25 protein-coding genes are annotated in these 24415 nt (G+C 68.0%); 11 read left to right on the plus strand and 14 right to left on the minus strand.

Annotated features, from left to right (window positions below; all coding sequences use genetic code 11):
* Positions 1-129 precede the first annotated feature (129 nt).
* Positions 130-1302, plus strand: coding sequence for an acyl-CoA dehydrogenase family protein (locus CVA01_RS00715; protein WP_014010442.1), 1173 nt, complete (start codon positions 130-132; stop codon positions 1300-1302).
* Positions 1303-1335: 33 nt separating this feature from the next.
* Here the strand turns inward: CVA01_RS00715 and CVA01_RS00720 are convergent, their stop codons facing one another.
* The 4 genes from CVA01_RS00720 to glyA all read right to left on the minus strand — a co-directional run bounded on the left by CVA01_RS00720 (position 1336) and on the right by glyA (position 5156).
* On the minus strand, positions 1336-2355 hold the full coding sequence (locus CVA01_RS00720; RefSeq protein ID WP_141327861.1) for a ribonuclease H family protein: 1020 nt from the start codon (positions 2353-2355) through the stop codon (positions 1336-1338).
* A 67-nt stretch (positions 2356-2422) separates the two neighbouring features.
* Positions 2423-3208, minus strand: a complete 786-nt coding sequence (locus CVA01_RS00725; protein WP_014010444.1) for an enoyl-CoA hydratase/isomerase family protein — start codon at positions 3206-3208, stop codon at positions 2423-2425.
* 46 nt (positions 3209-3254) lie between these two features.
* The gene (locus CVA01_RS00730; RefSeq protein WP_014010445.1) at positions 3255-3854 is read right to left on the minus strand and encodes an isochorismatase family protein; all 600 of its coding nucleotides are present in this window, start codon (positions 3852-3854) and stop codon (positions 3255-3257) included.
* A 9-nt stretch (positions 3855-3863) separates the two neighbouring features.
* Positions 3864-5156, minus strand: a complete 1293-nt coding sequence (gene glyA / locus CVA01_RS00735) for a serine hydroxymethyltransferase (RefSeq protein ID WP_014010446.1) — start codon at positions 5154-5156, stop codon at positions 3864-3866.
* 126 nt (positions 5157-5282) lie between these two features.
* Between glyA and coaA the strand changes: the two genes are divergently transcribed.
* Positions 5283-6209: a type I pantothenate kinase gene (gene coaA / locus CVA01_RS00740; RefSeq protein ID WP_014010447.1), complete on the plus strand. Its 927-nt coding sequence runs from the start codon at positions 5283-5285 to the stop codon at positions 6207-6209.
* Between the two features lie 3 nt (positions 6210-6212).
* Here the strand turns inward: coaA and CVA01_RS00745 are convergent, their stop codons facing one another.
* Genes CVA01_RS00745 through mca form a run of 3 tightly spaced genes read right to left on the minus strand, consistent with a single transcriptional unit; the run spans position 6213 to position 8294 of the window.
* On the minus strand, positions 6213-6968 hold the full coding sequence (locus CVA01_RS00745; RefSeq protein ID WP_041630093.1) for an isoprenyl transferase: 756 nt from the start codon (positions 6966-6968) through the stop codon (positions 6213-6215).
* A complete protein-coding gene (locus CVA01_RS00750) occupies positions 6965-7369 on the minus strand; it encodes a hypothetical protein (protein ID WP_141327863.1) in 405 nt (134 codons plus the stop codon). The genes CVA01_RS00745 and CVA01_RS00750 overlap by 4 nt, the downstream gene beginning before the upstream one ends.
* Before the next feature lie 34 nt (positions 7370-7403).
* A complete protein-coding gene (mca, locus tag CVA01_RS00755) occupies positions 7404-8294 on the minus strand; it encodes a mycothiol conjugate amidase Mca (protein WP_041630094.1) in 891 nt (296 codons plus the stop codon).
* A gap of 85 nt (positions 8295-8379) precedes the next feature.
* Between mca and CVA01_RS00760 the strand changes: the two genes are divergently transcribed.
* Positions 8380-8820: a DUF4307 domain-containing protein gene (locus tag CVA01_RS00760; RefSeq protein WP_052302605.1), complete on the plus strand. Its 441-nt coding sequence runs from the start codon at positions 8380-8382 to the stop codon at positions 8818-8820.
* A 143-nt stretch (positions 8821-8963) separates the two neighbouring features.
* Positions 8964-9485, plus strand: coding sequence for a transcription elongation factor GreA (greA, locus tag CVA01_RS00765; protein WP_014010452.1), 522 nt, complete (start codon positions 8964-8966; stop codon positions 9483-9485).
* A gap of 85 nt (positions 9486-9570) precedes the next feature.
* Here the strand turns inward: greA and CVA01_RS00770 are convergent, their stop codons facing one another.
* Positions 9571-10446: a Bax inhibitor-1/YccA family protein gene (locus tag CVA01_RS00770; RefSeq protein ID WP_014010453.1), complete on the minus strand. Its 876-nt coding sequence runs from the start codon at positions 10444-10446 to the stop codon at positions 9571-9573.
* Between the two features lie 195 nt (positions 10447-10641).
* On the opposite strand from CVA01_RS00770, the gene CVA01_RS00775 reads away from it, so the two are divergent.
* On the plus strand, positions 10642-12225 hold the full coding sequence (locus tag CVA01_RS00775) for a succinic semialdehyde dehydrogenase (protein WP_014010454.1): 1584 nt from the start codon (positions 10642-10644) through the stop codon (positions 12223-12225).
* 33 nt (positions 12226-12258) lie between these two features.
* A complete protein-coding gene (locus CVA01_RS00780) occupies positions 12259-13014 on the plus strand; it encodes a class I SAM-dependent methyltransferase (RefSeq protein ID WP_141327867.1) in 756 nt (251 codons plus the stop codon).
* On the opposite strand, the gene CVA01_RS00785 is transcribed toward CVA01_RS00780, so the two are convergent.
* The gene (locus tag CVA01_RS00785; protein ID WP_141327869.1) at positions 13011-13679 is read right to left on the minus strand and encodes an SDR family oxidoreductase; all 669 of its coding nucleotides are present in this window, start codon (positions 13677-13679) and stop codon (positions 13011-13013) included. The genes CVA01_RS00780 and CVA01_RS00785 overlap by 4 nt on opposite strands.
* A gap of 45 nt (positions 13680-13724) precedes the next feature.
* Here CVA01_RS00785 and CVA01_RS00790 point away from each other — a divergent pair, with 45 nt between their 5' ends.
* Positions 13725-13967, plus strand: coding sequence for a hypothetical protein (locus tag CVA01_RS00790; protein ID WP_073883949.1), 243 nt, complete (start codon positions 13725-13727; stop codon positions 13965-13967).
* Positions 13968-14039: 72 nt separating this feature from the next.
* The gene (locus CVA01_RS00795; protein ID WP_073883948.1) at positions 14040-14660 is read left to right on the plus strand and encodes a superoxide dismutase family protein; all 621 of its coding nucleotides are present in this window, start codon (positions 14040-14042) and stop codon (positions 14658-14660) included.
* Here CVA01_RS00795 and CVA01_RS15550 read toward each other — a convergent pair.
* Positions 14573-14887 carry an RCC1 domain-containing protein gene (locus CVA01_RS15550; RefSeq protein ID WP_218024542.1) on the minus strand — a complete coding sequence of 105 codons (315 nt, stop codon included), beginning with the start codon at positions 14885-14887 and terminating at the stop codon, positions 14573-14575. The genes CVA01_RS00795 and CVA01_RS15550 overlap by 88 nt on opposite strands.
* On the opposite strand from CVA01_RS15550, the gene CVA01_RS00805 reads away from it, so the two are divergent.
* Both CVA01_RS00805 and CVA01_RS00810 read left to right on the plus strand, forming a co-directional pair.
* Positions 14780-15496 carry a DJ-1/PfpI family protein gene (locus CVA01_RS00805; RefSeq protein ID WP_141327873.1) on the plus strand — a complete coding sequence of 239 codons (717 nt, stop codon included), beginning with the start codon at positions 14780-14782 and terminating at the stop codon, positions 15494-15496. The genes CVA01_RS15550 and CVA01_RS00805 overlap by 108 nt on opposite strands.
* A 222-nt stretch (positions 15497-15718) precedes the next feature.
* The gene (locus CVA01_RS00810) at positions 15719-15955 is read left to right on the plus strand and encodes a hypothetical protein (protein WP_218024544.1); all 237 of its coding nucleotides are present in this window, start codon (positions 15719-15721) and stop codon (positions 15953-15955) included.
* 65 nt (positions 15956-16020) lie between these two features.
* Here CVA01_RS00810 and CVA01_RS00815 read toward each other — a convergent pair whose 3' ends face one another.
* The 4 genes from CVA01_RS00815 to CVA01_RS00835 all read right to left on the minus strand — a co-directional run bounded on the left by CVA01_RS00815 (position 16021) and on the right by CVA01_RS00835 (position 23206).
* Complete coding sequence (locus CVA01_RS00815; RefSeq protein ID WP_141327875.1) at positions 16021-16806, minus strand: helix-turn-helix transcriptional regulator; 786 nt, start codon at positions 16804-16806, stop codon at positions 16021-16023.
* A gap of 916 nt (positions 16807-17722) precedes the next feature.
* Positions 17723-21067: an ATP-binding protein gene (locus tag CVA01_RS00825; protein WP_244938070.1), complete on the minus strand. Its 3345-nt coding sequence runs from the start codon at positions 21065-21067 to the stop codon at positions 17723-17725.
* A 2-nt stretch (positions 21068-21069) separates the two neighbouring features.
* Positions 21070-21726, minus strand: a complete 657-nt coding sequence (locus tag CVA01_RS00830; protein WP_073883945.1) for a DUF4194 domain-containing protein — start codon at positions 21724-21726, stop codon at positions 21070-21072.
* Positions 21719-23206, minus strand: a complete 1488-nt coding sequence (locus CVA01_RS00835; protein ID WP_141327879.1) for a DUF3375 domain-containing protein — start codon at positions 23204-23206, stop codon at positions 21719-21721. The genes CVA01_RS00830 and CVA01_RS00835 overlap by 8 nt, the downstream gene beginning before the upstream one ends.
* Before the next feature lie 160 nt (positions 23207-23366).
* Here CVA01_RS00835 and CVA01_RS00840 point away from each other — a divergent pair, with 160 nt between their 5' ends.
* Positions 23367-24380, plus strand: a complete 1014-nt coding sequence (locus CVA01_RS00840; protein ID WP_141327881.1) for an intradiol ring-cleavage dioxygenase — start codon at positions 23367-23369, stop codon at positions 24378-24380.
* The last annotated feature ends 35 nt before the right edge of the window (positions 24381-24415 follow it).

Consider the following 24415-nt stretch of genomic DNA (forward strand, 5'->3'; position numbering starts at 1 on the left):
ACACCGGCTGACACCGGCTGACACCGGCTGACACCGGCTGACACCGGCTGACACCGGCTGACACCGGCTGACACCGGCTGACACCGGCTGACGTCCTCATCCCTGCACCCTCCCCGAGGAAAGGTCGACATGAAGAACTTCCTGCCCCGCACCATCTTCAACGAAGAACACGACATGTTCCGCGAAACCTGCCGCAGCTTCGTCGAGACCGAGATCCGTCCGAACGTGGACAAGTGGCACGAGCAGGGCTTCTGCGACCGCTCCATGTACCAGGCCGCCGGTGAGCTCGGCCTGTTCGGCATCACCTCCCCCGAGGAGTTCGGTGGCGGCGGAATGCCCGACTACCGCTTCAACGCGATTCTCTCCGAGGAGCTCGCCGAGGCCGACTGCGGTTCCGTCATCGTCTCCATCCAGGTCATCAACGACCTGGTGATCCCCTACCTCGAGCGCTTCGCCACCGACGAGCAGAAGAAGAAGTACCTCGCTCCGCTGTGCTCCGGTGAGAAGATCGGCGCCATCGCCATGACCGAGCCGGGCGCCGGCGCCGACCTTGCCGGCATCCGCACCACCGCGCTGAAGAACGACGAGGGCAACTTCGTCCTCAACGGTTCCAAGACCTTCATCTCCAACGGCGTCCAGGCCGACTTCACCCTCGTCGTCGCCATCACCGACCCGTCCCAGGGCCGCGCCGGCGTCTCCATCCTCATCGTGGACGCCGAGACCGAGGGTTTCACAAAGACCGGTCCGCTGAAGAAGGTCGGTCTCAAGGCCCAGGACACCGCCGAGCTCAACTTCGAGAACGCCGTCGTCCCCGCCGAGAACGTCCTCGGCGAGGAGGGTGCCGGCTTCGGTTACCTGCGCACCAACCTGGCTCAGGAGCGCGTCTCCATCGCCGTCGGCTCGATCGCCACCTCCCGCCGCGCCTTCGATCTGGTCTACCAGCACTCGCAGGACCGCAAGACCTTCGGCAACCGTCTCGTCGACCACCAGGCCTATCGCTGGGAGCTGGCCAAGATGGCCACCGAGATCCAGTCCGCCCAGTCCTTCGTCGACGCCGCTGTCGAGGCCAAGGTCAAGGGCGAGCTCGACGAGGTCACCGCGTCCATGGCGAAGTACCTCACCACCGAGCTGCAGATCAAGGTCGTCAACACCGCCCTGCAGCTGCACGGTGGCTACGGCTTCATGATGGAATACCCCATCGCCACCCACTACCTCGATTCCCGCGTCCAGCCGATCTACGGCGGCCCGAACGAGATCATGCTGGAGATCATCTCCCGCCGCCTCGCCAAGGGCATCAAGTAAGCCCCTCGGCACCCCTCAGGCCCTGACCGGAGACTATCCGGCCAGGGCCTGTTCCGCGTCGGTACCCGGCGTCAGCGTCACACCTGCGGCATCGTCACCGGCCAGCAGGCGCGCGGCCAGCTCCCCGGTGACGGTGGCACGCAGCTCCGCCAGACGGGACTCCGGATCAGCCCCGTCCGACCACTCGAGAATCCGACGAGTCCCCAGGCACAACCGGTCCGCCGCATCATTGAGCGCCACACCTGAGTGCCCCTTGACCCACCGGGTGCGGATACTGCCGTCGATCAGGCGTCGGTCCAGGTCCTCCCGGCCGGTTCCCTGCCTCCGCAGCAGGGCCAGCGCAGGTCGTGAATCACACAGCAGCACAACAGGGCGTCCCGGGTGCCTGCGCACCACCGCTGTCAGAGCCTTCACGATCCCCTGGTACTCGGCCCGCGATGACGGGCAGTGCGGTAGACGTCCGCTGCCGGCGTCCCCGGTATCGGTGACCCAACCGAAGCACTTCTCCCCCACGCGGGACGCACTGCGCGAGGTCGACCACGAGGCATCGGAGCAGACCGTGACAGGGGCCGGGCCGATGCCGGACACCACTGCCCAGGGGAACTCGGCGATATCCCGGCACAGTCGCTCATCCCCGGTGAGCGTCACTGATTCCTCCAGTGCCTGACCGAGGGCACGGAGCTCAGCGACACCTCGTGCCGGAAGAACCTGTCCCCTTGTCCGCCGCCACCCTGACCTCTCCGACTGACCGGCTGACGGCAGCACGCGGGCCCCCGGGTCGACGGCCAGTACCGCCGCCACCGTCGCGCTGATCGCCGCGGTGAAGTCTGCCAATGCAGCACGCCTGGCAGCGGTACACCGCGGAGGAGGAAGCAGCACGCTGTGCTCGCGGTGCATCCTCCCCATGGCACCGGCCACGACAATCTGTACCACCCGGCGCTCGTGCCCCGGCGAGAAGACCGGACGGGGTTCGGTGACGCAGATGAGCGTCCCACCACCGGCGGAGGTGCGCGGACGGGAGGCGAGGACAGCGGGGCTGATCGGCAGGGTCATGGGCTGCACCCTAGTGCCGGTCCACGACAGGCCCGTGCTGTTCTCGAACAGACGGATCGAACAGGTCCTACTCGCCGATGAAGTGCGGGGGCCGCTTCTCCAGGAACGCCGACAGGGCCTCGACGTGGTCGGCGGTGGTGAACAGCCGTAACTGGGCGTCCCCCTCCTCGTCGGCGCGGGCGTTGACCGCGGCCGCGTCCTTCACCAGCGCCTTGATCTCCCGGTAGGACGCCGTCGGGCCGGCAGCGAAGCGCTGTGCGAGAGCTGCCACCGACTCCGCCAGCTGCCCGGGCTCAACCACCGTGGTCACGATGCCCAGCGCCGCGGCCTTCTCAGCGGGGATCTTCTCGTCGAAGAGCAGCAGTTCCAGTGCCCGGGTCTGCCCGACCGTGTCTGTGAGCGACCGGGACAGTCCGCAGTCCGAGGCCAGGCCCACTCCGGAGAACGCCCCCTTGAAGCTTGCGGCCGAGGACATGACGCGGAAGTCACAGGCCATGGCGATGCCCCAGCCCGCACCCGCCGCCGGCCCCTGCACCGCGGCGATGACCGGCACCGGGATGGACAGCAGAGCCGCCATCATGGGGTTGTACTCCTCGACGACCTTGTTCGACCCGGTGCCCTCACGGGCGTCCGCCAGCTGCTCCTTGAGGTCCTGGCCGGAGCAGAAGGCCTTCCCCTCCGCCTGCAGCACGACCGTTCGCACCGGGCCACCGGTGGCGGCGTCCTCGCCGGCGGTGGTGAAGGCGTCGATCAGCGCGAGCCGCAGACCGCGGTTCAGCGAGTTGTAGGCGTCCGGACGGTTGACGGTGATGGTGCGGACGCCGTCGGCGTCCGAGATCTCGACAAGGCTCATGCCCGTCAGATTACCGCCCGGGACCGGCGACCGTGGCCGGATCCGATCATGCGTTCGGGGCGAGGACGTCCTTCGATTCAGCCAGCTCCACCCCGACATAGGCCATCTGGTTGAAGGCGACCGCGCCCGGCCCCGGCGTCACTTCGGCACAGAGATCGGTCAGGGCACGGACCCCGAACTCCTCGGCGACAGCGTCCAGCGCCGTGGCGCGGACGCAGAAGTCCGTGGCGATGCCGCAGACGTCCACGTCGGTGACGCCACAGGCCCGCAGCCAACCGGCGAGCGTCTCCTCGCTGCCCTCCAGATGCCCCTCGAAACCGGAGTAGGCGGCGGTGTACTCACCCTTGAGGAACCAGGCGTCGATGAGCGAGGTGTCCAGGTCCGGGTGAGCCTCCGCCCCGTGGGTCCCGACCACGCAGTGCACCGGCCAGGTCTCCTCGAAGTCCGGCTCGGTACCGGCAGGGGCGAAGTGCCCTTCGGGATCGATGTGGTGGTCCCTCGTCCCGACCACGGCCGTGTAGGTTCCGGCGGGCACCGACCGCAGATACGCGGAGACCGCCGCCGCCACCTCCGCCCCTCGGGCAGTCCCCAGGGCTCCCCCGGGGCAGAAATCGTTCTGGATGTCGACGACGATCAGTGCGCGCATTCTGTCTCCCTAGACCAGCTTCCAGTCCTCGAGACCCGGGTACAGCGGGAAGTCCGCGGCAACCTTGTCGACCCGGGCGCGCAGTGCGGCGGTGTCTGCGTTCTTCCCCTGGGCCAGGGCGGTACCGATGATGTCCGCGACCTCGGTGAAGGCGGCGGCGTCCAGGCCACGGGAGGCGAGGGCCGGGGTACCGATGCGCAGACCCGAGGTGACCATCGGCGGACGCGGGTCGAAGGGCACGGCGTTGCGGTTGACGGTGATGCCGACCTCGTGAAGCAGGTCCTCGGCCTCCTGGCCGTTGAGCTCGGAGTTACGCAGGTCGACGAGCACCAGGTGCACATCGGTGCCGCCGGTGAGCACCTGCACGCCGGCATCCACGGTGTCCTGGCCGGTGAGCCGCTCGGCGAGGATCTTCGCGCCCTCGAGGGTGCGGGCCTGACGGTCACGGAAGTCGTCGGTCTGGGCGATCTTCATGGAGACGGCCTTGGCGGCGACGGCGTGCATCAGCGGGCCACCCTGCTGACCGGGGAAGACGGAGGAGTTGATCTTCTTGGCGTACTCCTGCTTCGCCAGGATCATGCCGGAGCGCGGGCCACCGAGGGTCTTGTGGACCGTGGTGGAGACGACATCGGCGTGCGGCACCGGCGACGGGTGCAGACCGGCGGCGACCAGGCCGGCGAAGTGTGCCATGTCGACCCACAGCTTCGCGTCGACCTCGTCGGCGATGGAGCGGAAGGCCTCGAAATCCTGGTGACGCGGGTAGGCGGACCACCCACCGATGATGACCTGCGGCTTCTCGGCGATGGCCTGCTCACGGACCTTGTCCATGTCCAGACGCATGGTCTCCGGATCGACCTCGTAGGCGGCGACCTCGTAGAGCTTGCCCGAGAAGTTCAGCTTCATGCCGTGGGTGAGGTGACCACCGTGTGCCAGGGACAGACCCATGATCTTGTCGCCCGGGTTGGCCAGGGACATCAGCACGGCGGCGTTCGCCTGCGCACCGGAGTGCGGCTGGACGTTGGCGAACTCGGCACCGAAGACAGCCTTCGCGCGGTCGCGGGCGAGGTCCTCGATGATGTCGACGTTCTCGCAACCGCCGTAGTAGCGGCGACCCGGGTAGCCCTCGGCGTACTTGTTGGTGAGGACGGAGCCCTGGGCCTGGAGAACGGCACGCGGGACGAAGTTCTCACTCGCGATCATCTCGAGGGTGTCCCGCTGACGGGAAAGCTCACCGGCGATGGCGGAGGCCACCTCCGGATCAAGTTCCCCGAGGGGGAGGTTGTGCTGGGTGGTGTCGGTCATCGGTGGAGTACCTCTCACAGGTCTGCAACTACGGATCACCGCACATCCTATCCTCCCCAGGTCTGCTGCGGGCCCACTGCATCCCTGGTTTGGTCCTCACCCCTGTGTGAGGGGAGAATACGGCACGTGTCCGAGACCTTTACCGATGTGAACCCCTTCATTTCCCTCGACCGCTCACAGTGGCAGACGCTGCGGCGTTCCATGCCGCAGGTGCTCAGTGAGGAGGAACTCGAGGAACTCCGCGGTATCGGCGAAGACATCGACCTCGAGGAGGTCAGCGAGATCTACCTGCCGCTGTCCCGGCTGATCGACCTCCGGTTCCAGGCGATCCGCAAGCTCAATGAGACAACCGGCACCTTCCTCGGCGAGGGCATGCCCCACGTCCCGTTCATCATCGGCGTCTCCGGGTCGGTGGCGGTCGGCAAGTCCACCACCGCCCGCCTGCTCCAGGTGCTGCTGCAGCGCTGGGAGTCCGCCCCGCGGGTGGACCTGGTCACCACCGACGGCTTCCTCTACCCCGCCGCCGAGCTCAACCGACGCCACATGATGGGCAGGAAGGGTTACCCGGAGAGCTACGACCAGCGCGCACTGATGCAGTTCGTCACGGCGGTGAAGTCCGGGGCGGCCGAGGTCCCCGCCCCGATGTACTCCCACGAGACCTATGATCGACTGGACGAGGTCCATGTCGTCGACCGACCGGACATCCTCATCATCGAGGGACTCAACGTCCTGCAGACCGGTCCGTCGCTCATGGTCTCCGACCTCTTCGACTTCTCGGTCTACGTGGACGCCGACCGCGCCGACATCGAGCGCTGGTACATCGACCGCTTCCTCAAGCTGAAGAACTCGGCGTTCCGGAACCCCGGTGCCCACTTCCACTACTACGCAGGCCTGTCCGATGACGACGCCCGTACCGTCGCCCGTGAGATCTGGCAGACCACCAACCTGCCCAACCTGGTGGAGAACATCCTGCCGACCCGGATCCGGGCGTCCCTGGTCATGCGGAAGGGGCCGGACCATCTCGTGGAGACGGTCCGGATGCGGAAGATCTAGACACTACTTTCCGAAGCGTCGCTGCCGCGTGGAGAAGTCACGCAGCGCGCGGAGGAAGTCCATACGCCGGAACGCCGGCCAGTAGGTCTCGGTGAACCAGATCTCCGAGTACGCGGACTGCCACAGCAGGAAGCCCGAGAGCCGCTGCTCCCCCGACGTCCGGATCACCAGGTCAGGGTCGGGCTGACCCGAGGTGTAGAGATGCTCGGTCAGCGAGTCCACGGTGATCCGGTCCGGGATCTCCGCCGCGGAGACGCCCTCCCCTGCCAGGTTCCCGATGAGCTCGCGCACGGCGTCCACCACCTCCTGGCGTCCGCCGTATCCGACGGCGATGTTCACGCGCACGCCCTTGTTGTCGCGGGTCCGCTCCTCGGCCTCGGAGAGCCGGTCGCAGAGTTCCTGCGGCAGCAGTTCCGCACGTCCGATCACCCGGAGCCGGAAGTCGCCCTTCGCTGAGGCGATCTCGTCGGAGACGTCCCCGATGATCTCCATGAGCAGTTCCAGCTCATCGGCACCACGGCCGAGGTTCTCGGTACTCAGCAGGTACACGGTGACCGTGTCGATCCCCTGCTCCTCGCACCAGCCGACGACCTCGACGATCTTCTTCGCCCCGACACGGTGGCCGTGGGTGACGTCGGTGAAGCCGTTCTCCCGGGCCCAACGGCGGTTACCGTCACACATGATGGCCACATGGGACGGCCGCGGACGACCCTTCATGAAGCGGATCAGCCGCTGCTCGTAGAGCCGGTGGAGGATCAAGGACGGCCACCCCTGGAGCTGCCGTCGGAGTCCGCGTTGTCGCCGTCACCGTACCGGGCGGCAAGTTCCTCGGGCTCCTCCAGCGGCCAGGCCTGGGCATCGACCTCGTCGTCGTTGAGACCCTGGTCGGCGGCCATGGCGGCGTCGACAGCCTCGATGTCGAAGGGATCCATGTCGTGCTTCTCGGCGTACTCGCGGCGCCGGGTCATGGCCTTCATCCGACGGTTGAACAGCACGCCGATGGTGAGGATCGCCGCCAGCAGTGCCACGATCACCAGCAGACCGACCGGGGACGCCTTGCCGAAGTCGGGTCCCTCGGGGCCGGACTTCTCCGCCTGGGCGAGGACGGTGTAGCCGAGGGACTCGGCCTGGGCGGTGACGGGGTGAAGATCCTGCAACATGTGCTCCACAGTATCGGAGGGAACGGGGTCTGCCCTAGTCGGGCACAACTCCCGTGAAGAGGTCGTCCTCGGGAACAGGAGCGGGGACGCGGGACGCGGCGAGCTCGAACTCCTCGGTCGGCCAGACCTGCTCCTGGAGCTCCGTCGGCACCGCGAAGAACGGCCCTTCCGGGTCGATCTGGGTGGCGTGGGCGCGCAGGGCCTCGTCCCGACGGACGAACCAAGGTGCACAGGCGATCTGGGTGGTCACCCGCGGCATGATGTCGGGGACATCGTTCCAGCGTTCCAGGGCACTGGCCGCGGTGAGATGACCGGCCTCCTCCTCAGCCTGGGCGAGCAGTTCGAAACGACGCCGGATGAACCCGTGGGTGTAGTACATCTTCTGCACGGTCCACGGTTCCCCGAGGTCCGGGCGGTAGTCTGGGTCACCGGAACGCTCCCAGGCCCGGACACTCACCGCATGGGTCTTGATGTGGTCCGGATGGGGGTAGCCGCCGTTCTCGTCGTAGGTGATGATCACGTGCGGCCGGAATTCACGGAAGACCTTCACCATCTTCGCGGTGGCCTCCTCGGTGTCCGCGAGAGCGAAGCAGCCCTCGGGCAACGGAGGCAGCGGGTCGCCTTCCGGCAGTCCGGAGTCGATGTAGCCGAGCCACTCCTGCTCGACACCGAGGATCTCGGCGGCATGCGCCATCTCCTCGATACGGATCTCGTGCATGCGCTCGACCACCCCCGGCCGGTCCATGGCCGGGTTGAGGATGCTGCCACGTTCTCCGCCGGTGCAGGTCAGCACTTTCACCGTCACGCCTTCGTCGGCGTACCGGGCCATCGTCGCCGCACCCTTACTCGATTCGTCGTCGGGGTGCGCATGTATGGCGAGCAGGCGGAGACCCGCACGGCCCGCCGCGGAGACGTTGGATGACATAACAGCCATTCAACAACGCCTCGCCCACGGCGTCCAACTACCGGGGATTCCCGCTCCCCGGACAGCGGCACCTAGGATGGACGCCATGAGTCCCCAGAACAAGGCGTCCTACGGCGCCAGTGACCAGAACACCCGCGGAGTCAGCGGAAAGTTCCTTGTCATCGGCATCGTCGGCGTCCTGATCGTCGCCGGCGTCTTCATCTGGTCCCAGTGGCGCAACAGTTCCGACGCCGACGTCACCGCCTCCGTCGCCGGATTCTCGGACAACGAAGATGACTCGATCATGATGAACCTCGACGTCACCCGGGACGACACCTCCAAGCCCGCCTACTGCATCGTCACCGCGATGAACTTCGACAAGGCAGAGGTGGGACGCCGTGAGGCCGTCGTCGCCGCGGGCGGCAACGAGAACACCCGGCTGCAGATCAAGGTCCCGACCCGCGAGCAGGCCGTCGCCACCGACCTTTACGGCTGCTCTTCGGTGTTCCCCTCCTACCTCGACGACAGCACCACCACCGAGGACTGACCTGGCACTGACGCAGCACTGACGCAGCGCTGACGCAGGCCAGACCGGGGTGGGGGCCGGCCCGGTGCTAGACTGTGCGGCGAACAAGACGTGGCAGTTCCCTGCCACGTCAAAGGTCTACCCGCAGGAGGACTCGACCGGACATGGCCGACAATCAGACGACCTGGCTGACCCAGGAATCCTACGACCGGCTCAACGACGAGCTGGCCGCCCTCAAGGGCAACCGTCCCGCGCTCGCCGCCGAGATCAACGAGCGTCGTGAAGAGGGCGACCTGAAGGAGAACGGTGGCTACCACGCCGCCCGCGAGCAGCAGGGCCAGGAGGAGGCCCGCATCGTCTACCTTGAGGAACTCCTCGACAACGCCACCATCGGTGAGGCCCCGGCGGAGTCCGGCGTCGCGCTCGTCGGCTCCGTGGTCCACGTCTACTACGACGGCGACGAGGACGACAAGGAGACCTTCCTCATCGGAACCCGTGGTCTCGAATCCTCCAACCCCGATCTGGAGACCTACTCCACCGACGCCCCGCTGGGCGCCGCCCTCGTCGGCGCCAAGGAGGGCGAGACCCGCGAGTACGCCGCCCCCAACGGCAGCAAGATCTCCGTCACCCTCGTGACCGCGGAACCCTACGACCCGAACCGCGACATCCCGCGCGCCGAGCAGTAGGCAGCCAGGCGGTACAGTCGCCACACACGACAGTGCCCCGTCCGGAACCAGGTTCCGGACGGGGCTCTGTATGCTGCTACAACTGTCAGTCGTTGTTGAGGTACGACAGCAGGCGGAGGATCTCGGTGTACAGCCAGACCAGGGTGACCGCCAGGCCGAGGGCGACGCCCCAGGCCATCTTGGACGGTGCACCGGCGCGGATCAGCTGGTCTGCCTGATCGAAGTCCACCAGGAAGCTCATGGCGGCTAGACCGATGCAGACCAGGGAGAAGATGATGGCGATCGGGCCGCCGTCGCGCAGCGGGCCGGCACCGTCGCTGAACAGGGAGAAGACGAGGTTACCCAGGGCCAGGACGCAGACGCCGATGAGGGCGCTGATCATGATCTTGGTGAACTTCGGGGTGACGCGGATCGCGCCGGTCTTGTAGACGACCAGCATGCCGACGAAGACGCCGACCGTGCCGAGGATCGCCTGGAAGATCATGGCGCCGGCGTCGGAGTCACCGACGGCCATGCCGGAGAGCAGCCAGCTGAAGCCACCGACGAACAGTCCCTCGAAGACGGCGTAGACCAGGGTGACGACCGGGGAGCCGTACTTCTTGCCGAAGGAGGAGACCAGGACTGCGATGAAGCCGCCGATGGCACCGACGAAGGTCATCCCCATGGCCAGGGACGCGTTGCTCTGGCCGATGACCATGGTGATCGCCGCGAAGACGACGATGACCGCCAGGGTGATGCCGGTCTTGGTGACGACGTCATCGACGGTCATCGGCCGGTCGGCGTCCTTCGTCGGGACGCCGTAGTTCGGGGACTGCTGGTACCCGGGCTGCGCCTGGGTGGCGTAGGGGTTCTGGGCGTACCCCGGCTGGGAGTATCCACCCTGGTGAGCCATGGCCTGGGCCCGCTGGGACTCGGCCGTCGCCTTGGTCAGCGAACTCATGTACGGGTTCGAGCTTTTCACTGTCTGGGACCTTTCTGGGACGCCGTGGGCGTCTCGCGGGTGTGTGACCCCGGGGGACGCAAGGTGAACGCGGTTATCTCTTGGTTTTCATACTAACAACGGACGACCCGCCCGCTGTGTTCCCGGGGAGGTTTCTGTAGTCCGGATTCCGATTCGCCGCACGCGTCGCCGGTTCGTCGGATAGTGTTTGCAAACATGACTATCAAGCGGCTTCCCTACGGCGCACTCCCTGACGACTTCGCCACGGAACTGCGCGGACTCACCGTCAATGCCGTCACCGGAAATCTTGATTCCGGTGACCGGATCGAGATCGAGGGCCCGTTCACCGGAGAGACCATCGGCTGGGTCGGCCGAGGCACCGAGGACGAGGTCACCGAGGCCTTCACCCGTGCGCGCGCGGCCCAGAAGATCTGGGCGAAGACCTCCTACAAGGAGCGGGGGAAGATCCTGCTCCGCTTCCACGACCTGGTGGTCAAGCACCGCGAGCTCATCATGGACATCGTGCAGCTGGAGACCGGCAAGAGCCGCGACTCGGCGTACGAGGAGGTCCTCCACACCGCCATCACCGCCCGCTACTACGGCAACCATGTCGGTGCGATCCTCAAGCCGAAGCACCACACCGGCGTCATCCCGGTGCTCACCAAGTCCACCGAGCACCACCTCCCGAAGGGCGTCATCGGCCAGATCGCCCCGTGGAACTACCCGCTGACCCTGGGAATCTCCGATTCCCTGCCCGGCATCGCCGCCGGTAACGCCCTGGTCGCGAAGCCGGACTCCTCCACCCCCTTCACCTCCCTGCTCGCCTTCAAGCTGCTCTTCGAGGCCGGCATGCCGCGCAACGTCGTCCAGCTCGTCACAGGCCCGGGCCGCGTGGTCGGCAACGCCATCGCCGAGACCTGCGACTACCTCATGTTCACCGGCTCCACCGCCACCGGCAAGACCCTCGGTGAGATCGCCGGTCGCCGTCTCATCGGCTACTCTGCGGAGCTCGGCGGCAAGAACCCGCTGATCGTCACCGAGAACGCCGACGTGGACAAGATCGTCGACGGGGTCGTCACCGGTTGCTTCGCGAACTCCGGCCAGCTCTGCGTCTCCATCGAGCGGATCTACGCCCACGCCGACGTCTACGACGAGTTCGTCGAGAAATTCGGGAAGGCCACCTCCGACCTGAAGCTCGGCGCGGGCTTCGACTGGAGCAATGGGATGGGTTCCCTCGCCGGCGCCTCCCAGGTCGCGACCGTCGAGAAGTACGTCGACGACGCGAAGGACAAGGGCGCGAAGGTCGTCGCCGGCGGCAGGGCACGCCCGGACCTGGGTCCGTACTTCTACGAGCCGACCGTGTTCACCGATGTCTCCGACGAGGTCCTGCTCAAGCGCGAAGAGGTCTTCGGACCCGTCGTCTACGTCGAGAAGGTCGCCTCCCACGCGGAGGCCGTCGAGAAGGCCAATGACACCGCCTACGGCCTGAATTCCTCGGTCTGGGGTCCGTCGAAGGAGGCCAATGAGGTCGCCTCGCAGATCTTCTCCGGCACAGTCGGTGTCAACGACGGCTACGCCGCCGCCTTCGCCTCCGTCGACAACGAGATGGGTGGCACACAGGAGTCCGGCCAGGGCCGCCGCCAGGGCCACTACGGCATGCTGAAGTACACCGAGTCCCAGAACATCACCGAGCAGCGGCTCATCCCGATCCGCGGCCCGAAGTTCCTCACGGCCAAGCCCTACGCGGCCGTGATGTCCGCGCTTCTGCTGCTGGGCAAGAAGACGAAGATCCTGCGCTAGGTTCTTCACGTCCGGCAGGTAGGCTCCTGAGTCATGGACAGGGAGCTGGGGGCCGTGCAGCGTCGGCACTGGGATGCCGACGCCGCGCGCTACCACGAGGGCCACGCCGACTACCTGGACACCTTCTTCTGGTGTCCGGAACGGCTCGCCGAGGCTGAGGCCCGGTTGCTGGGGGATCCGACGGAACTGGCGGGACGCACCGTCGTCGAGGTCGGCTGCGGTTCCGCCCCGTGCGCGGCCTGGCTCGCGCGCCATTCCTCGGCGCGCGTGGTGGGTTTCGACATCTCCATGCATATGCTCCGCCGCGCCCCGCAGGTCGACGGACTGCACCTTCTGCAGGCGGACGCGGCGTCCCTCCCCTTCCCCGAGGACGCCGCCGACGTGGTCTTTTCATCTTTCGGCGGCTATCCCTTCCTTTCCGACCTGGGTTCCGCGATGGCGGAGGTCGCCCGGGTGCTGCGTCCCGGTGGGAGTAGCGTCATCGCGGTGAACCATCCGACGGCGTGGATCTTCCCCGATGACCCGGAAGAACTCACCGCGGCCATCCCCTACTTCCAGGACGCCTACCTGGAGTGGGAGCGTGACGACCCGACAGACCCCGGTGCACTGCGCTACGCCGAGTTCCACCACACCATGGGCGACTGGGTGCGCGCCTTCGCGCATGCCGGGCTGCGGCTGGTGGACCTGGTCGAGCCGGAGTGGCGGGAGGGGACGCCGACCTGGGGTCAGTGGTCGGCCACCCGCGGCGAGGTCTTCCCCGGTACCGCCATCTTCATGCTGGAGAACTAGCCCCGCACCGGGCGCACGGTGATCTCCTCGATAATGGACTCCTCGGTCGTGTCGACCGCGAACCTCACAGCGGCGGCGACGGATTCCGGGCGGACGTAGAGCGAGCCGTCGTAGTCGGTGTTGCCCCGCCCCTCCTGCAGCGCGACCTGCATCTCCGTGTCGACCCGGCCGGGGTGGACCGAACTGACACGGACCCGGCCACGCTCCTCCTCACGCAGAGCGTCGGTGAAGGCCCGCAGCGCGAACTTCGTCCCGCAGTACTGCGACATGGTCGGTGCGGAGCGGTGTCCGGAGCCCGAGTTGATCGTCACGAGAGTGCCGTGGGCGGCGCGCAGGGCCGGCAGCAGCAGGCGGGTCAACTCGGCGACACCGAAAACGTTGACCCGGAACATCCGCTCCCAGCCCTCCCAGTTCGTGCTCTGGACCGGGGTGTCCCAGGCCAGGCCCGCGGAGTGAACGAGGACATCGAGCCGTTCAAGCCCCAGGTCAGCCACTGCCCCGGCAATGGACGCCGGGTCGGCGAGGTCGGCGTCCCCACTGGACCAGGCGATGACGCGGTGGGTGCGGGAGAGGTCGGCGACCACGGCGGCGCCGATGCCGCGGGAACCACCGGTGACGAGGGCGACGGGAAGGTCGGCAGAGCCGGTATCGTGGGTGTCAGTCATGGCCACGAGCCTAATCACCGGTCGTCCCCACTGAAAGGACACATCATGTTCGGAACTGCTCTCACCACCCTCATCCTCGGCGCGATCTCCGGCGTCGGCGCCTGGTGGGCGGCCGACCAGAATCGGTGGGGCTGGTCATTCGTCCTCGGCGCGCTCACGCTGATCTTCGCCATCGTCGCGATCTCCACTGCGTTCGCCGGGGCCGTCGCCGTGGTCTTCAAGCTGCTGCCGATCCTGCTGATCATCCTGGTCGGCTGGCTGGGATTCAAGCAGCTGCAGAAGAGGTGACGTGCGTCATGGTGGTGTGAGCCGTACCGTGGAGCACAGAGTTTCGTTCTCGAACTCAGGAAGGTGAGACCAGTGCGACTCCCGATCAGGTCATCCGCCACCGCGGCCGCCGTGGCGACAGTCCTCGTCCTCGGGGCCTGCAGCAGCGACGACGATGACAACGACAACACCACCGACGACGCCAGCACCACCGCCTACGCCACCGCGGACGTCACCAACGCTGACGGCGACGACATCGGCACCGCCAGCGTGGGCAAGGACAGCTTCTCCGACGACGCCACCGAGCTGACCGTCTCCTTCACCGGACTCGAACCCGGTATGTACGGCATGCACATCCATACGGTCGGCCAGTGCGAGACCGACAGCGAATCCCCCGACGGGTCGGACACCGGTGACTACCTGTCCTCCGGCGGCCACATGGACGGCGACGACCACGACCACCCGTCCCACGGTGGTGACCTCCCGGCTCTGCTGGTCAAGGAGGACGGCACCGCCTCGCTCACCGTCTCGACCGACCGGGTGACCAAGGAGAACCTCCTCGATGACGACGGTTCCGCCCTCATCATCCACGAGTCGCCGGACAACTACGGCAATATCCCGGAGCGCTACGCCCCGGACGGGCCGGACGAGGATTCGCTGAAGACCGGCGACGCCGGCGGGCGCCAGGCCTGCGGAGTGTTCGAGGCAGCGTAACCCCACCACCGGTCGACTCCGGCGGAAGCGGCCGGACTTCCGGCGGTGGAGACCCGTCCGTCATCGTGAAGGCCGACCGTGTGGAGGCAACCGGCAGAGAACTCGACGAAGCCGGTCCAGTGCCCGACAGCACACTGCGCGCGGCGGTTGTTTCCGGTGGCGACGGCCGACCCGTCCTCCGTCCGCCCGACCGAGTGCCGGTCTCCGCCGGCGACGGCGACTTCCACTACCTGGTGGAGCACGGTCTCGAGGCGTTCAAGAACGCCGGCACGGTCATCGTCCCCGGGTACGCGGGCACCTCACGGCGCCCCTCCCCAGCAGTGGTCACCGCCCTGCAGGACGCCGCGGCACGAGGTATGCGGATCGCCTCGGCCTGTACCGGGGCGTTCGCCGTGGCGGCCGTGGGCCTGCTCGACGGACGCCGGGCGACCACGCACTGGTCGATGACCGATCAGCTGACTGATCGATACCCGGGCGTCCGGGTCGACCGGAACGTCCTGTTCGTCGACGAGGGTCAGATCGTCACCTCCGCCGGGGTCGCCGCGGGGATCGACCCGTCCCTGCACATCATCCGTCGGGACCACGGTGTCCGGCTGGTGGCGGAGGTCGCCCGCCACGTGGTCGCCGCACCGTACCGGGACGGCGGGCAGGCACAGTTCGTACCCCGCACCCTGCCGGAGGACAGCAGGACCGTCTTCGCCCGGATCCGTGCATGGGTATTGGATCAACTCGATAACCCGCTCACGGTCCGGGACATGGCGGAGCACCCCCCACACCTCCTACCGACCTTCACCCGGCGGTTCACCGAGGACACCGGCCTGCCACCGGTGCAGTGACTGCTGCGTGCCCGGGTGGCGGAGCGCTCCGGGCTCGGGACGGCGTCGAAGCTCCGGCTGCATTTCACCGGCACGTGGGGACCACGCCCACCGGCTACCGACGGACCTTCGCTGAGCGGCAGGGGTGATCCGGTCGTCCTCAGCCGTCGAGACCCCCGAGTTCCCACCCGATCCTCCGGTACACCTGCTGCATCTCAGAGTTCACGGCGTAGCCTCGTCCCGGTGTACGCAGTGATTCTCGACTACATCCGCCCCTCGACGAGATCGACACCGCCCTCGCCGACCACGTCATCTGGCTCGACGCTCAGTACGCCGCCGGGATCTTCATCGCGTCAGGACGCTCCGATCGCCGGCGACCCGTTCGCCGGCAGCGGCCTGGCGACCCACACCGTGTACGAGTTCCACCCGTCGAAGTGGGCGGACGAGGTGGGCCGTCAGCTGGGGGAGCTGATGGACTGAGCGCCTGTGCAACAGCCTGTTGCACAGGTACTGAGACTCTGTCCCGGAGGCACTGACCAAGCGTTTCACGCTGGTTCGCCGGTCGCCTGACGCCTGAGAAGTGACGTGGCGAGCTCGACCACGAGTCGCCGCGCCTCCTCCGGTGCAGTCACCTCGATGCTGTTCCCGAACTGCAGCAGTTGCCGTACTCCACCGATCTCCGTGTACTCCACACTGATCTTCACGGTGTCCGGGTCCGCACCACCCTCCACCACGATGATCCGCGACCCGAGAATGCGCCGTGCAATGTCCAGCCGTCCCCGGTGCAGTTCAGCGGTGACGACGACTGTCTCCTGCGGCCGCTCCAGATTCCGGGCCAGCTGCTCCACCACCGAGTCCAGCGTCACTCCTGACCGAAGTCTCCGCGGTGCGTCCACAACCGTCCATGCCGCGAGCCTCTCGACCGCGTACTGGCGGGGCGTGCCGTCCCGGTCCGCAACCAGATACCAGCGTCCACCCCGGCCGCGCAGCCCGTACGGGTCGACCAGTCGCTCCTCCGCAGCATCCTCACCACTGCGTCGGTAGGTGATCGACAGCCGGTGGCCGGTCCGGATGTCCTCCGCCAGGGCAGCGACATCCACCGAGGGGTGCACGTCTGAGAACCACGGACGGTTGTCGACCGTCACCACCTGAGACAGTGGCAGCACCGCAACGCGACCGCAATCCGTCTCCCCCAGCTTTACCACGGCGGATCGTGCCAGGGCCTCATGTCCGAGCTCCGCCGCGCGGCCGGCGTCCAACCCGGTGATCCGCAGCAGTTCCGTCAGCCACGGGTCGAACGCGCCCCACCCGACCGGCACCTGGCCGGTCATCGCCGCACACGCTGCGGACGTCGACCTCCACAACCTCGGTCTGGGCGGCAGTGCGCTGCTGGACCCGTTCGTCGCCCGCACGATAGCGGGGCCTGGAGGCCGACATCATCAGCGTGAAGCTCGGCATCAACCTGGTCAACGCGGACCTGATGCGCCGCCGTGCGCCCGGCCCGGCGGTCCACGGGTTCCTGGACACGATCCGGGACGCGCACCCGGACACTCCCCTGATCGTGATGTCCCCGGTGTACTGTCCGATCCAGGAATCGACCCCCGGCCCGTTGGCCCCGGATTTCAGTGACGGGACGATGAAATTCGTCGCCACCGGGGACCCGGCGGAGGTCGACGCCGGAAAGCTCACTCTGGAGGTGGTGCGGGAGGAACTCGCGGCGGTGGTCGAGCAGCGCTCGGTCGACGATCCCCATTTGTCCTACGTCAACGGACTGGACCTGTTCGGACCAGCGGATGTCGGGCAATTCCCCTACGCTGACAATCTCCACCCCGCTCCACCCCGGCGCGCAGGCCCACCGGCGCATCGGAGAGCGTTTCATCCCCATGCTTCTACAGGTCAGGAATGCTGTCAGGTGGCGGCCCCACGGGGTGATCCGTACGCCACACTGACCACTCGTGCAGCAGGTCTGCGTCAGGCACGGATCGGCCGCACTGTGCCACGATGCGCCCGATCCGTGCCTGACGCAGATGTGAAGCCCCTGAAGCCGCGCCGGAATACAACCCGAGGGGGTGGTCTGTTGGGACCAGACCACCCGGTCGAGTCGTTCCCGGGGGCCATCGCCACAACTCAATGTCCGGAGAAAGACCTGGGTCAGGCACTCCAACTTCAGGGGGCCGGTTCAAGACCGACGGAGCGCACCCGACCTGGCGAGGGACAACAGGTCCCCACATCCGCCAGCTGCCCCGGCTACGCTACGCCGACCTTCGGCTTGGCCCAGGAGCGACCGGAGGTGTCCTTGAGGATGTCGTACTCCACGTCGATGTGCGGCTCGATGGCACTGTACTTGTCGATCGGCGCACCGATGACAAGCTGGAACCCGAGCCCACGCCACGCACCGATCGCCCGGGCCGTGAAGTGCGCGTCCGCCTTGATCAGCGCCTCATCGAGGAACACCGGCGCATAGCGGGGACGCTCCGCATCGGCGTCACCCAGCTGGTAGCGCAGCGCGGCGCCGACGATGAAGGCGATGAGCTCCTGCGACTCACCACCGGACTTCTCACCGATGTGGTCGTAGAGCGCCACATGCTCACCGGACACAGCCGTGATCTTCTCCGCACTGACGCGGACATGGTTACGCACGTCCACCAGCGAGGCGTAGTCCGGCGCGCCCCGGCGGATCCGGTCGATGAGCCGCGCCATCCGCGGGTACACCTCGGCACGCTCCTCGTCGGTCGAGGCGTCGCCGATGAGCGCACGCACCTCGCGCAGCTCCTTGCGGAACCGGCGCCGCACCTCGGACTGGTTCTCCCGCAGCGTGATCTGCAGCCGGTGGTCGTCGTCGTAGAACGGCAGGTCAGCCATGATCCGGTTCACCGGCTCGATCCGCTCACGGATCTCGCGCAGTGCCCGGCCCAGCGTCGAGTCCAGGTTCGTCAGGTCGTTGCCGGACAGCCGCAGCAGGCTCTCCTTCCACTCCCCTTCCAGCCGGTGCAGCCCGCTGGTCTCGAGGTCGTCGAGGATCCGCTCGAAGTCCTTCAGCGACGCATCGGGATCGGCCCGCAGGTTCGGGTTCGGCCAGGCGTCCAGGAAGGACTCCATCGTCCGACGCACCGCCGCGCGCTGGTCGGCCAGCGTCGTCTGCGCCGAGGCACGGTCCTCCTCGAGGACGCGGGACGCCGACTCCAGTGACGCATCCAGACGGGCCAGCCGCGCCGCCGGATCACCGGTCTCACCGTCGGTGACGGTGAACCGGGAGCGCAGCCAGGCGTCCTGTTCCCCGGTGAGTTCGCGCCCGGCCTCGGCCGCCTCATCCAGTGCGACCTCCGCCTCATCGATCTCCTCGGCGACGGCGTCCCACCGCTCCATGAGGTGCTGGTGCTCACCCTTGGCGCGGCCGGTCTTCTCCTGCAGGCCCTGGATCTTCACCTTCAGTCCGGCGATCTGGTTCTGCATCGCCGCGATCTCGGGGCTGCCCTCGGAGATACCTTCGACGGCCTCCTCCCAGCGGGTGACCTCGTCGGTGACCGTGGCGACGTCGATCTCCTCCCAGGTCAGGTCCACGATCCGGCGGTAGGCGGCCAGACGCACGTCCACCGCGTCCAGCTCGGCCTCAGCAGCGGCGACCTCGGAGGACGCAGCCTCCACCTCGGCCTTCGCCGCCGCGATCTCCCCGGCGAGTTCATCGACGCGCCGGTGACTGGAGAAGCCCAGCACATTGCGTCGGCCGTGCCCGCCGTGGGCACCACGGGCACCCTGGGACATCTGCCCGGACACCGTCAGCGCCGACCGGTGGGCGCGGAGCTCCTCGGCGGAATCCACGCACACGAAGCCGAACCGCTGGTCCAGGCGGTCCTGCAGCCACCCGGTGAAGGGGGTGTCGCGGTAGTCGAGCCGGCCGGGCAGCTGCCGGGGGTCACAGGTGATCCGGGCCTGCCTGGTCTGCACACCCTCGAAGGGGACGCGGATGCGGGTCCGCACCTGGTTGATCGCCGCCCGGAACTGCGGCAGAGCGGTCTCGTCGATGAGCAGCGTCGTCGCGAACCCGCCGAGGGCCAGGTTGAAGGCCTCCCGCCAGGGCTCGAACTCGGTGCGCACCTCGACAAGCTCACCGACGAACGGCAGCTCATCGACCGACAGACCAGCGGCCTCCGCCAGGGCGGCACGCGCGGCGTGCAGCTCCCCGGGGATGTTGTCGGTACGCTCAGCCGTCGCTTTCTTCTCCGACTCCAGCTCATTCCACCGGGCACGGGCGACGGACGCCGCGGTCCGGGCCTCCGCGTAGTTCTCACGGACACCCGCCTTGACCTCGGGATCCGCCAACGCGGACTTCCCCTGCGCGACCAGCGCGGTGAACGCCTCTTCGTCGGTCACGACAGCACCCAGAGGTACCAGGTCCTCCTCGACCTTCTCGCGGGTACGGGTGATCTGCTCGCAGCGCCGACGCGCCGCCCCGAGTTCCCGCTCGGCGGTCTCCAGCCGGTCACCGCCGGAGTTGCGCAGCACCTGGATCAGGCTGTCGCGCTCGGCCTCGGCGGCCTCGGCGGCGGCGGTGTGGGTGGCGACCAGGGACTCGGCGTCCACCGCCTGGCTTCGCAGCTCCTCCTCAGCGGCGCGCAGCAGGTCGAGCCGCCGGGAGGTCCGCCACATCGCGGCCGGCGAGGAGTCGTCCCGGAACTGGCCGATCTCCTTGATCAGCCGGAGCCGTTCGGCTGCGTCCCCGATCCGGGTCCGCGCCTCGCGCAGCGGGGTCAGTGCGCGGACCTGCCGCTGGGCGGTCACCATCCGGAGCCGGGTGCCCTCCAGCTCGTCGAAGTGCTCGACCACGGCGTCCGCGGTGGCGAAGGTGTCCGGCTCCTCGAGCACCATGCGCTTGTACAGTTCGTCGACGGTGGTGATCTGCTGGCCGGCCTGGATACGGGCGAGCAGGTTCATCGCCTTGGTACCCGCACCGGCGGCACCGATGCCGAGCACCGCGTGGATCCTTGCGAGGAACTCGCGGTCCGTGGCCATCGTCTCCAGCCCGGTCGCGCGCACGGCGGCGTCCGACAGACGGCGGGACGCGGCGTCCTCCAGGTCGGTGAGGTCGAAGTCGCCCTCGATGACGCCGCGGACCTTCACCGCGTCATCGAGGACGCGGGCGGTGGCCGGGATATACCAGGCACGCACCGCGGTGAACCGCTTCTCCATCGGTCCACTGGCGTCGACCCAGGTCATGGCGACGGCGGTCCAGGTGTCTGTCCCGTCGCCGCGCAGCACACGCACCCTCGTGCCGTGCTCGGTACGGGTCTCGTCGATTTTGCCGCGACCGTAGGACAGGATGTTGCGCTGGTCCTCGCCCCGGGCACGGCCGGACACCGCACCGTTGGACGCCCCGTTGAACGGCGTGGTGTGCGGCATCATCAGGGCGATGTAGGCGTCCATCAGCGTGGACTTGCCGGAACCGGACCCACCGCACAGCAGTGTCGCCGAGGGCGAGAAGCGGACGCGGTGCGCGCCGTCATAGCCGCCCCAGTTCACCAGCTGCAGGTCACCGGCGAGCCACTGCTGCCCGCGGGACCCCGAAGGGATGAGACCGAAGAGGGTGTCGAGCATGGTCACTGAAGTTCTCCTGCCTGTGCCGTCTGTGCGCTGAGCCAGTCGGCGAGCTCCCGCAGCTTCTGCGCGCTGAGCACGATCTCGATGAGCGGACTGATGAGGTAGCGTCCCTCGGTCTCCTCCTCGACGATGCCCTCGTGCCGCAACCGTTCCAGGGCGCGGCGCACCGCTTTCTGCCGGCGGGCGAGGTCACCGTCGGACTCGGTGAAGTAGGTCAGCACGGTCTGCTCGACCTCCTCCACATCGACGCGGGCGGACGGTTCCCCGGCAGTCGACTCGCGCTGCCACACGCTGCGCAGACACACCAGCACCAGCGTCTCGGCGCGGGTGTAGGCCTCGTCGCGCAACAGCACCGGAATGTCGGAGACCGCGGTCTCGTCTGCCTCGTCGGCACGGACCTGCTGCTTGTAGGCCAGGCCACGGTCGGCGTCCACCACGAGGCGGACGAAGAGGTCGTGCAGCCGCGACTCGATGACCTGCTGGTTGTCCAGCAGCACCGTCCAGTCCGCGGGGTGTTTCTCCGCACTGAGGAACCGCCGCTGCAGCAGGCGCACCAGCACCCGTCGCACCGCAGGATCGAGGACGCCGCGGTCGCCGGCGAAGCACCCGTCGAGGTCCTCCTCCATGGCGACCGGGGTGACGAAGGGGTCAGTCATCGGTGTTCTCCTGTCCTGTGGTGGTGCCGGTGGTTCCTGCTGTCACGTCGCCGAAGGCGAAGCGCCTGACGGTCCCGTCAGGACGCCGCGCCTCGACGGTGGCGATGTCCCCGGTCTCGACCATGCCGTTGCGGTGGGCGATCTCCAGCAGCCCGAGCAGGTCGACGGGCCTTCTGGCGGGCGCCGCGAGATGTGCGAAGGCCTCCGCGAGATCGAAATCGGCGTCCGCTCTCGACCCGATGTAGTTCTCCAGGTCCTCGTAGCGCGGCCCGCCCCACTCGCGACCCTCGGTGCCCTCGAACTCCGGGGCCTCCTCGGAAGCGTGCAGCGGCTCGGGTGCGGACTCGGGCTGCAGGTCATTGAGGTTGCGACGCAGCGCGCCGACCTTCGCCGCCGGGAAACTGCGCAGCGGATCGACCCGGTCGCCCCTACTGGACTGCGGCATCCAGGACTGCAGCCCGGACATCACCGTGCGCAGCAGGTCGTCGACCTCCCGGTCTCGCACCGGATCGTGCGTCCTGACCTGGGCGGTGATGACGTGGGACGCCCGTCGTTGGGCGGTGAGTACCTCAGTCACCCCCTGCTCGACACGGTGTGCGACGGCGGCGAGGTCGTGCTGCTGCGTCACCGGCAGATGCCGGGCGAACGGCTGGGCGAGCAGGTTCTGCAGCTGGTCGGTGAGCCGGTCGATGTGCTCGGGTTCGCCGATGAGCTCCAGGGCGCCGGCGAAGGCTCGTCCCTCCGGGGTGGCGTCCATGACGTGCTGACCGCGGTGGAGGTACTCGCGCAGCACCTCGCCGGCCGGACGCACGTCCCGACGCAGGTCGGCGACCACATCGCGCTGCATCTCGTTGATGGACTCCGCCACCCTCACGAAGTCGGCGGGCAGTTCCCGGGAGAGGTGGAGGACGTTCTCCGCTTCCTCCAGCAGCTGGTCGTCATCCACCGGCTCGACCTCACCGGCCTCCAGCCGGGAGAGCTGCGCGTCCAAGGCGTCCCGCTCCGCAAGGAGGGTGACCCGGCGGGTCTCAGGGTCGGTCTCGGAGTCGGAAACGAGCTGGTCGATCGAGTCGAGGAGCGTCCGCATTCGGGACCGCGACACCCTCACCCGACCACCGGCACGGCCGGCGATCTCCAGGGCGCTGACCGCCTGGGCGGAGAGCCTGTAGACCTCGGTGCCGGTGCCGGAACTGTCGTCGATGTGCGGGACGAGCCAGCCGACACGCACCCAGTACCGGCAGATCTCACGGCCGGTGCCGACCGGGAGATTCTCCTCACCGGACGCCCGCAGGGCCTCGGCGATGTCGCCGACCTCGACATGGGCGTCCGCCACGGTGACGGTGGGACGTTCCGCGGTGAAGACCAGGGACAATGCCGCGATCACGAAGGGCGCGTAACGACCGTGCAGCAGATCGAGGGTGGGGTTGCGGAAGGCCGCCGAGGCATGGCGGTAGGCGGCCTCGGCACGTGGGTTCGTCATCGTCGTCTGAGGCTAGCACCCGGGCGGACGTACCCCGGACGCGGTACGTGACGAATACCCTGCCTGCGGTACGGGGTGTCTGCGGATGGGCGATGTGCCGGGGTTGCGTGCCGACAAGACTGAGTGTCATCCGATCCACCGACCCCAAGGAGTGACTTCCATGAGCACGTCCAACAGCCCCGAGCCCATCCAGACCCCCGAAGGCCCCGCCTTCGAAGGACGCCTCCTCGACCGTCCCGACGAGGACGTCGTCGACCAGGGTCCCGCCTTCGACATTCGCACCCTGATGACCCGCCGCACCCTCCTCGGCGTCGGCGCGGCCGGAGTCGGAGCCGTCGCCCTGGCAGCCTGCTCCGACGGATCCTCGTCCTCGGTCGCCACGACCCCGGCGTCCTCCTCGGCGTCCTCCACTGCGGCCGTCACCGACCTGCCGGACGCCGAGATCCCCGACGAGACCGCCGGCCCCTATCCCGCCGACGGGTCCAACGGCCCCGACGTGCTGGAGGAGTCCGGCATCGTGCGGTCCGACATCCGCTCCTCCATCGGTGCGGACGCCCCGGTCGACGGTGTGCCGCTGGAGTTCTCCATCACCGTCACCGACATGGCCAACGACGACGCCCCCTTCGAGAACGTCGCCGTCTACGCCTGGCACTGCAACGCCGAAGGCCTCTACTCCATGTACTCCGAGGGAGTCGAGGACGAGACCTGGCTGCGTGGTGTGCAGGTCGCCGACGCCGACGGCACCGTGTCCTTCACGTCGATCGTCCCTGCCTGCTACACCGGCCGCTGGCCGCACATCCACTTCGAGGTCTACCCCTCGGTCGAGGACATCACCGACTCGGAGAATGCGATCGCCACCTCACAGATCGCGATCCCGGAGGACGTGTGCAACGCCGTGTTCGCCCTTGACGCCTACGAGGGATCCAGTGAGAACCTGTCGCAGGTCACTCTCGAATCGGACAACGTCTTCGGCGACGACGCCGGTGCTTCCCAGCTCGCCACCATGAGCGGTGACGTCGACTCCGGCTACATCGCCTCGCTCACCGCCCGTGTCGACACCACGACCGAACCCACCGGTGGCAACGCCCCGATGGGTGGTGGCCCCGGCGGCGAGGGCGGCATGGGCGCCCCCGGCGGCGAGCCCCCGGCCGGGTCCCCCGGCGCCACCAACTGACCGACATATCCAGGTTGTCCTGCCGCCAGAGACGC

The organism is Corynebacterium variabile, from assembly GCF_006539825.1.
In the GTDB taxonomy this organism is placed as follows: Bacteria; Actinomycetota; Actinomycetes; order Mycobacteriales; family Mycobacteriaceae; genus Corynebacterium; species Corynebacterium variabile.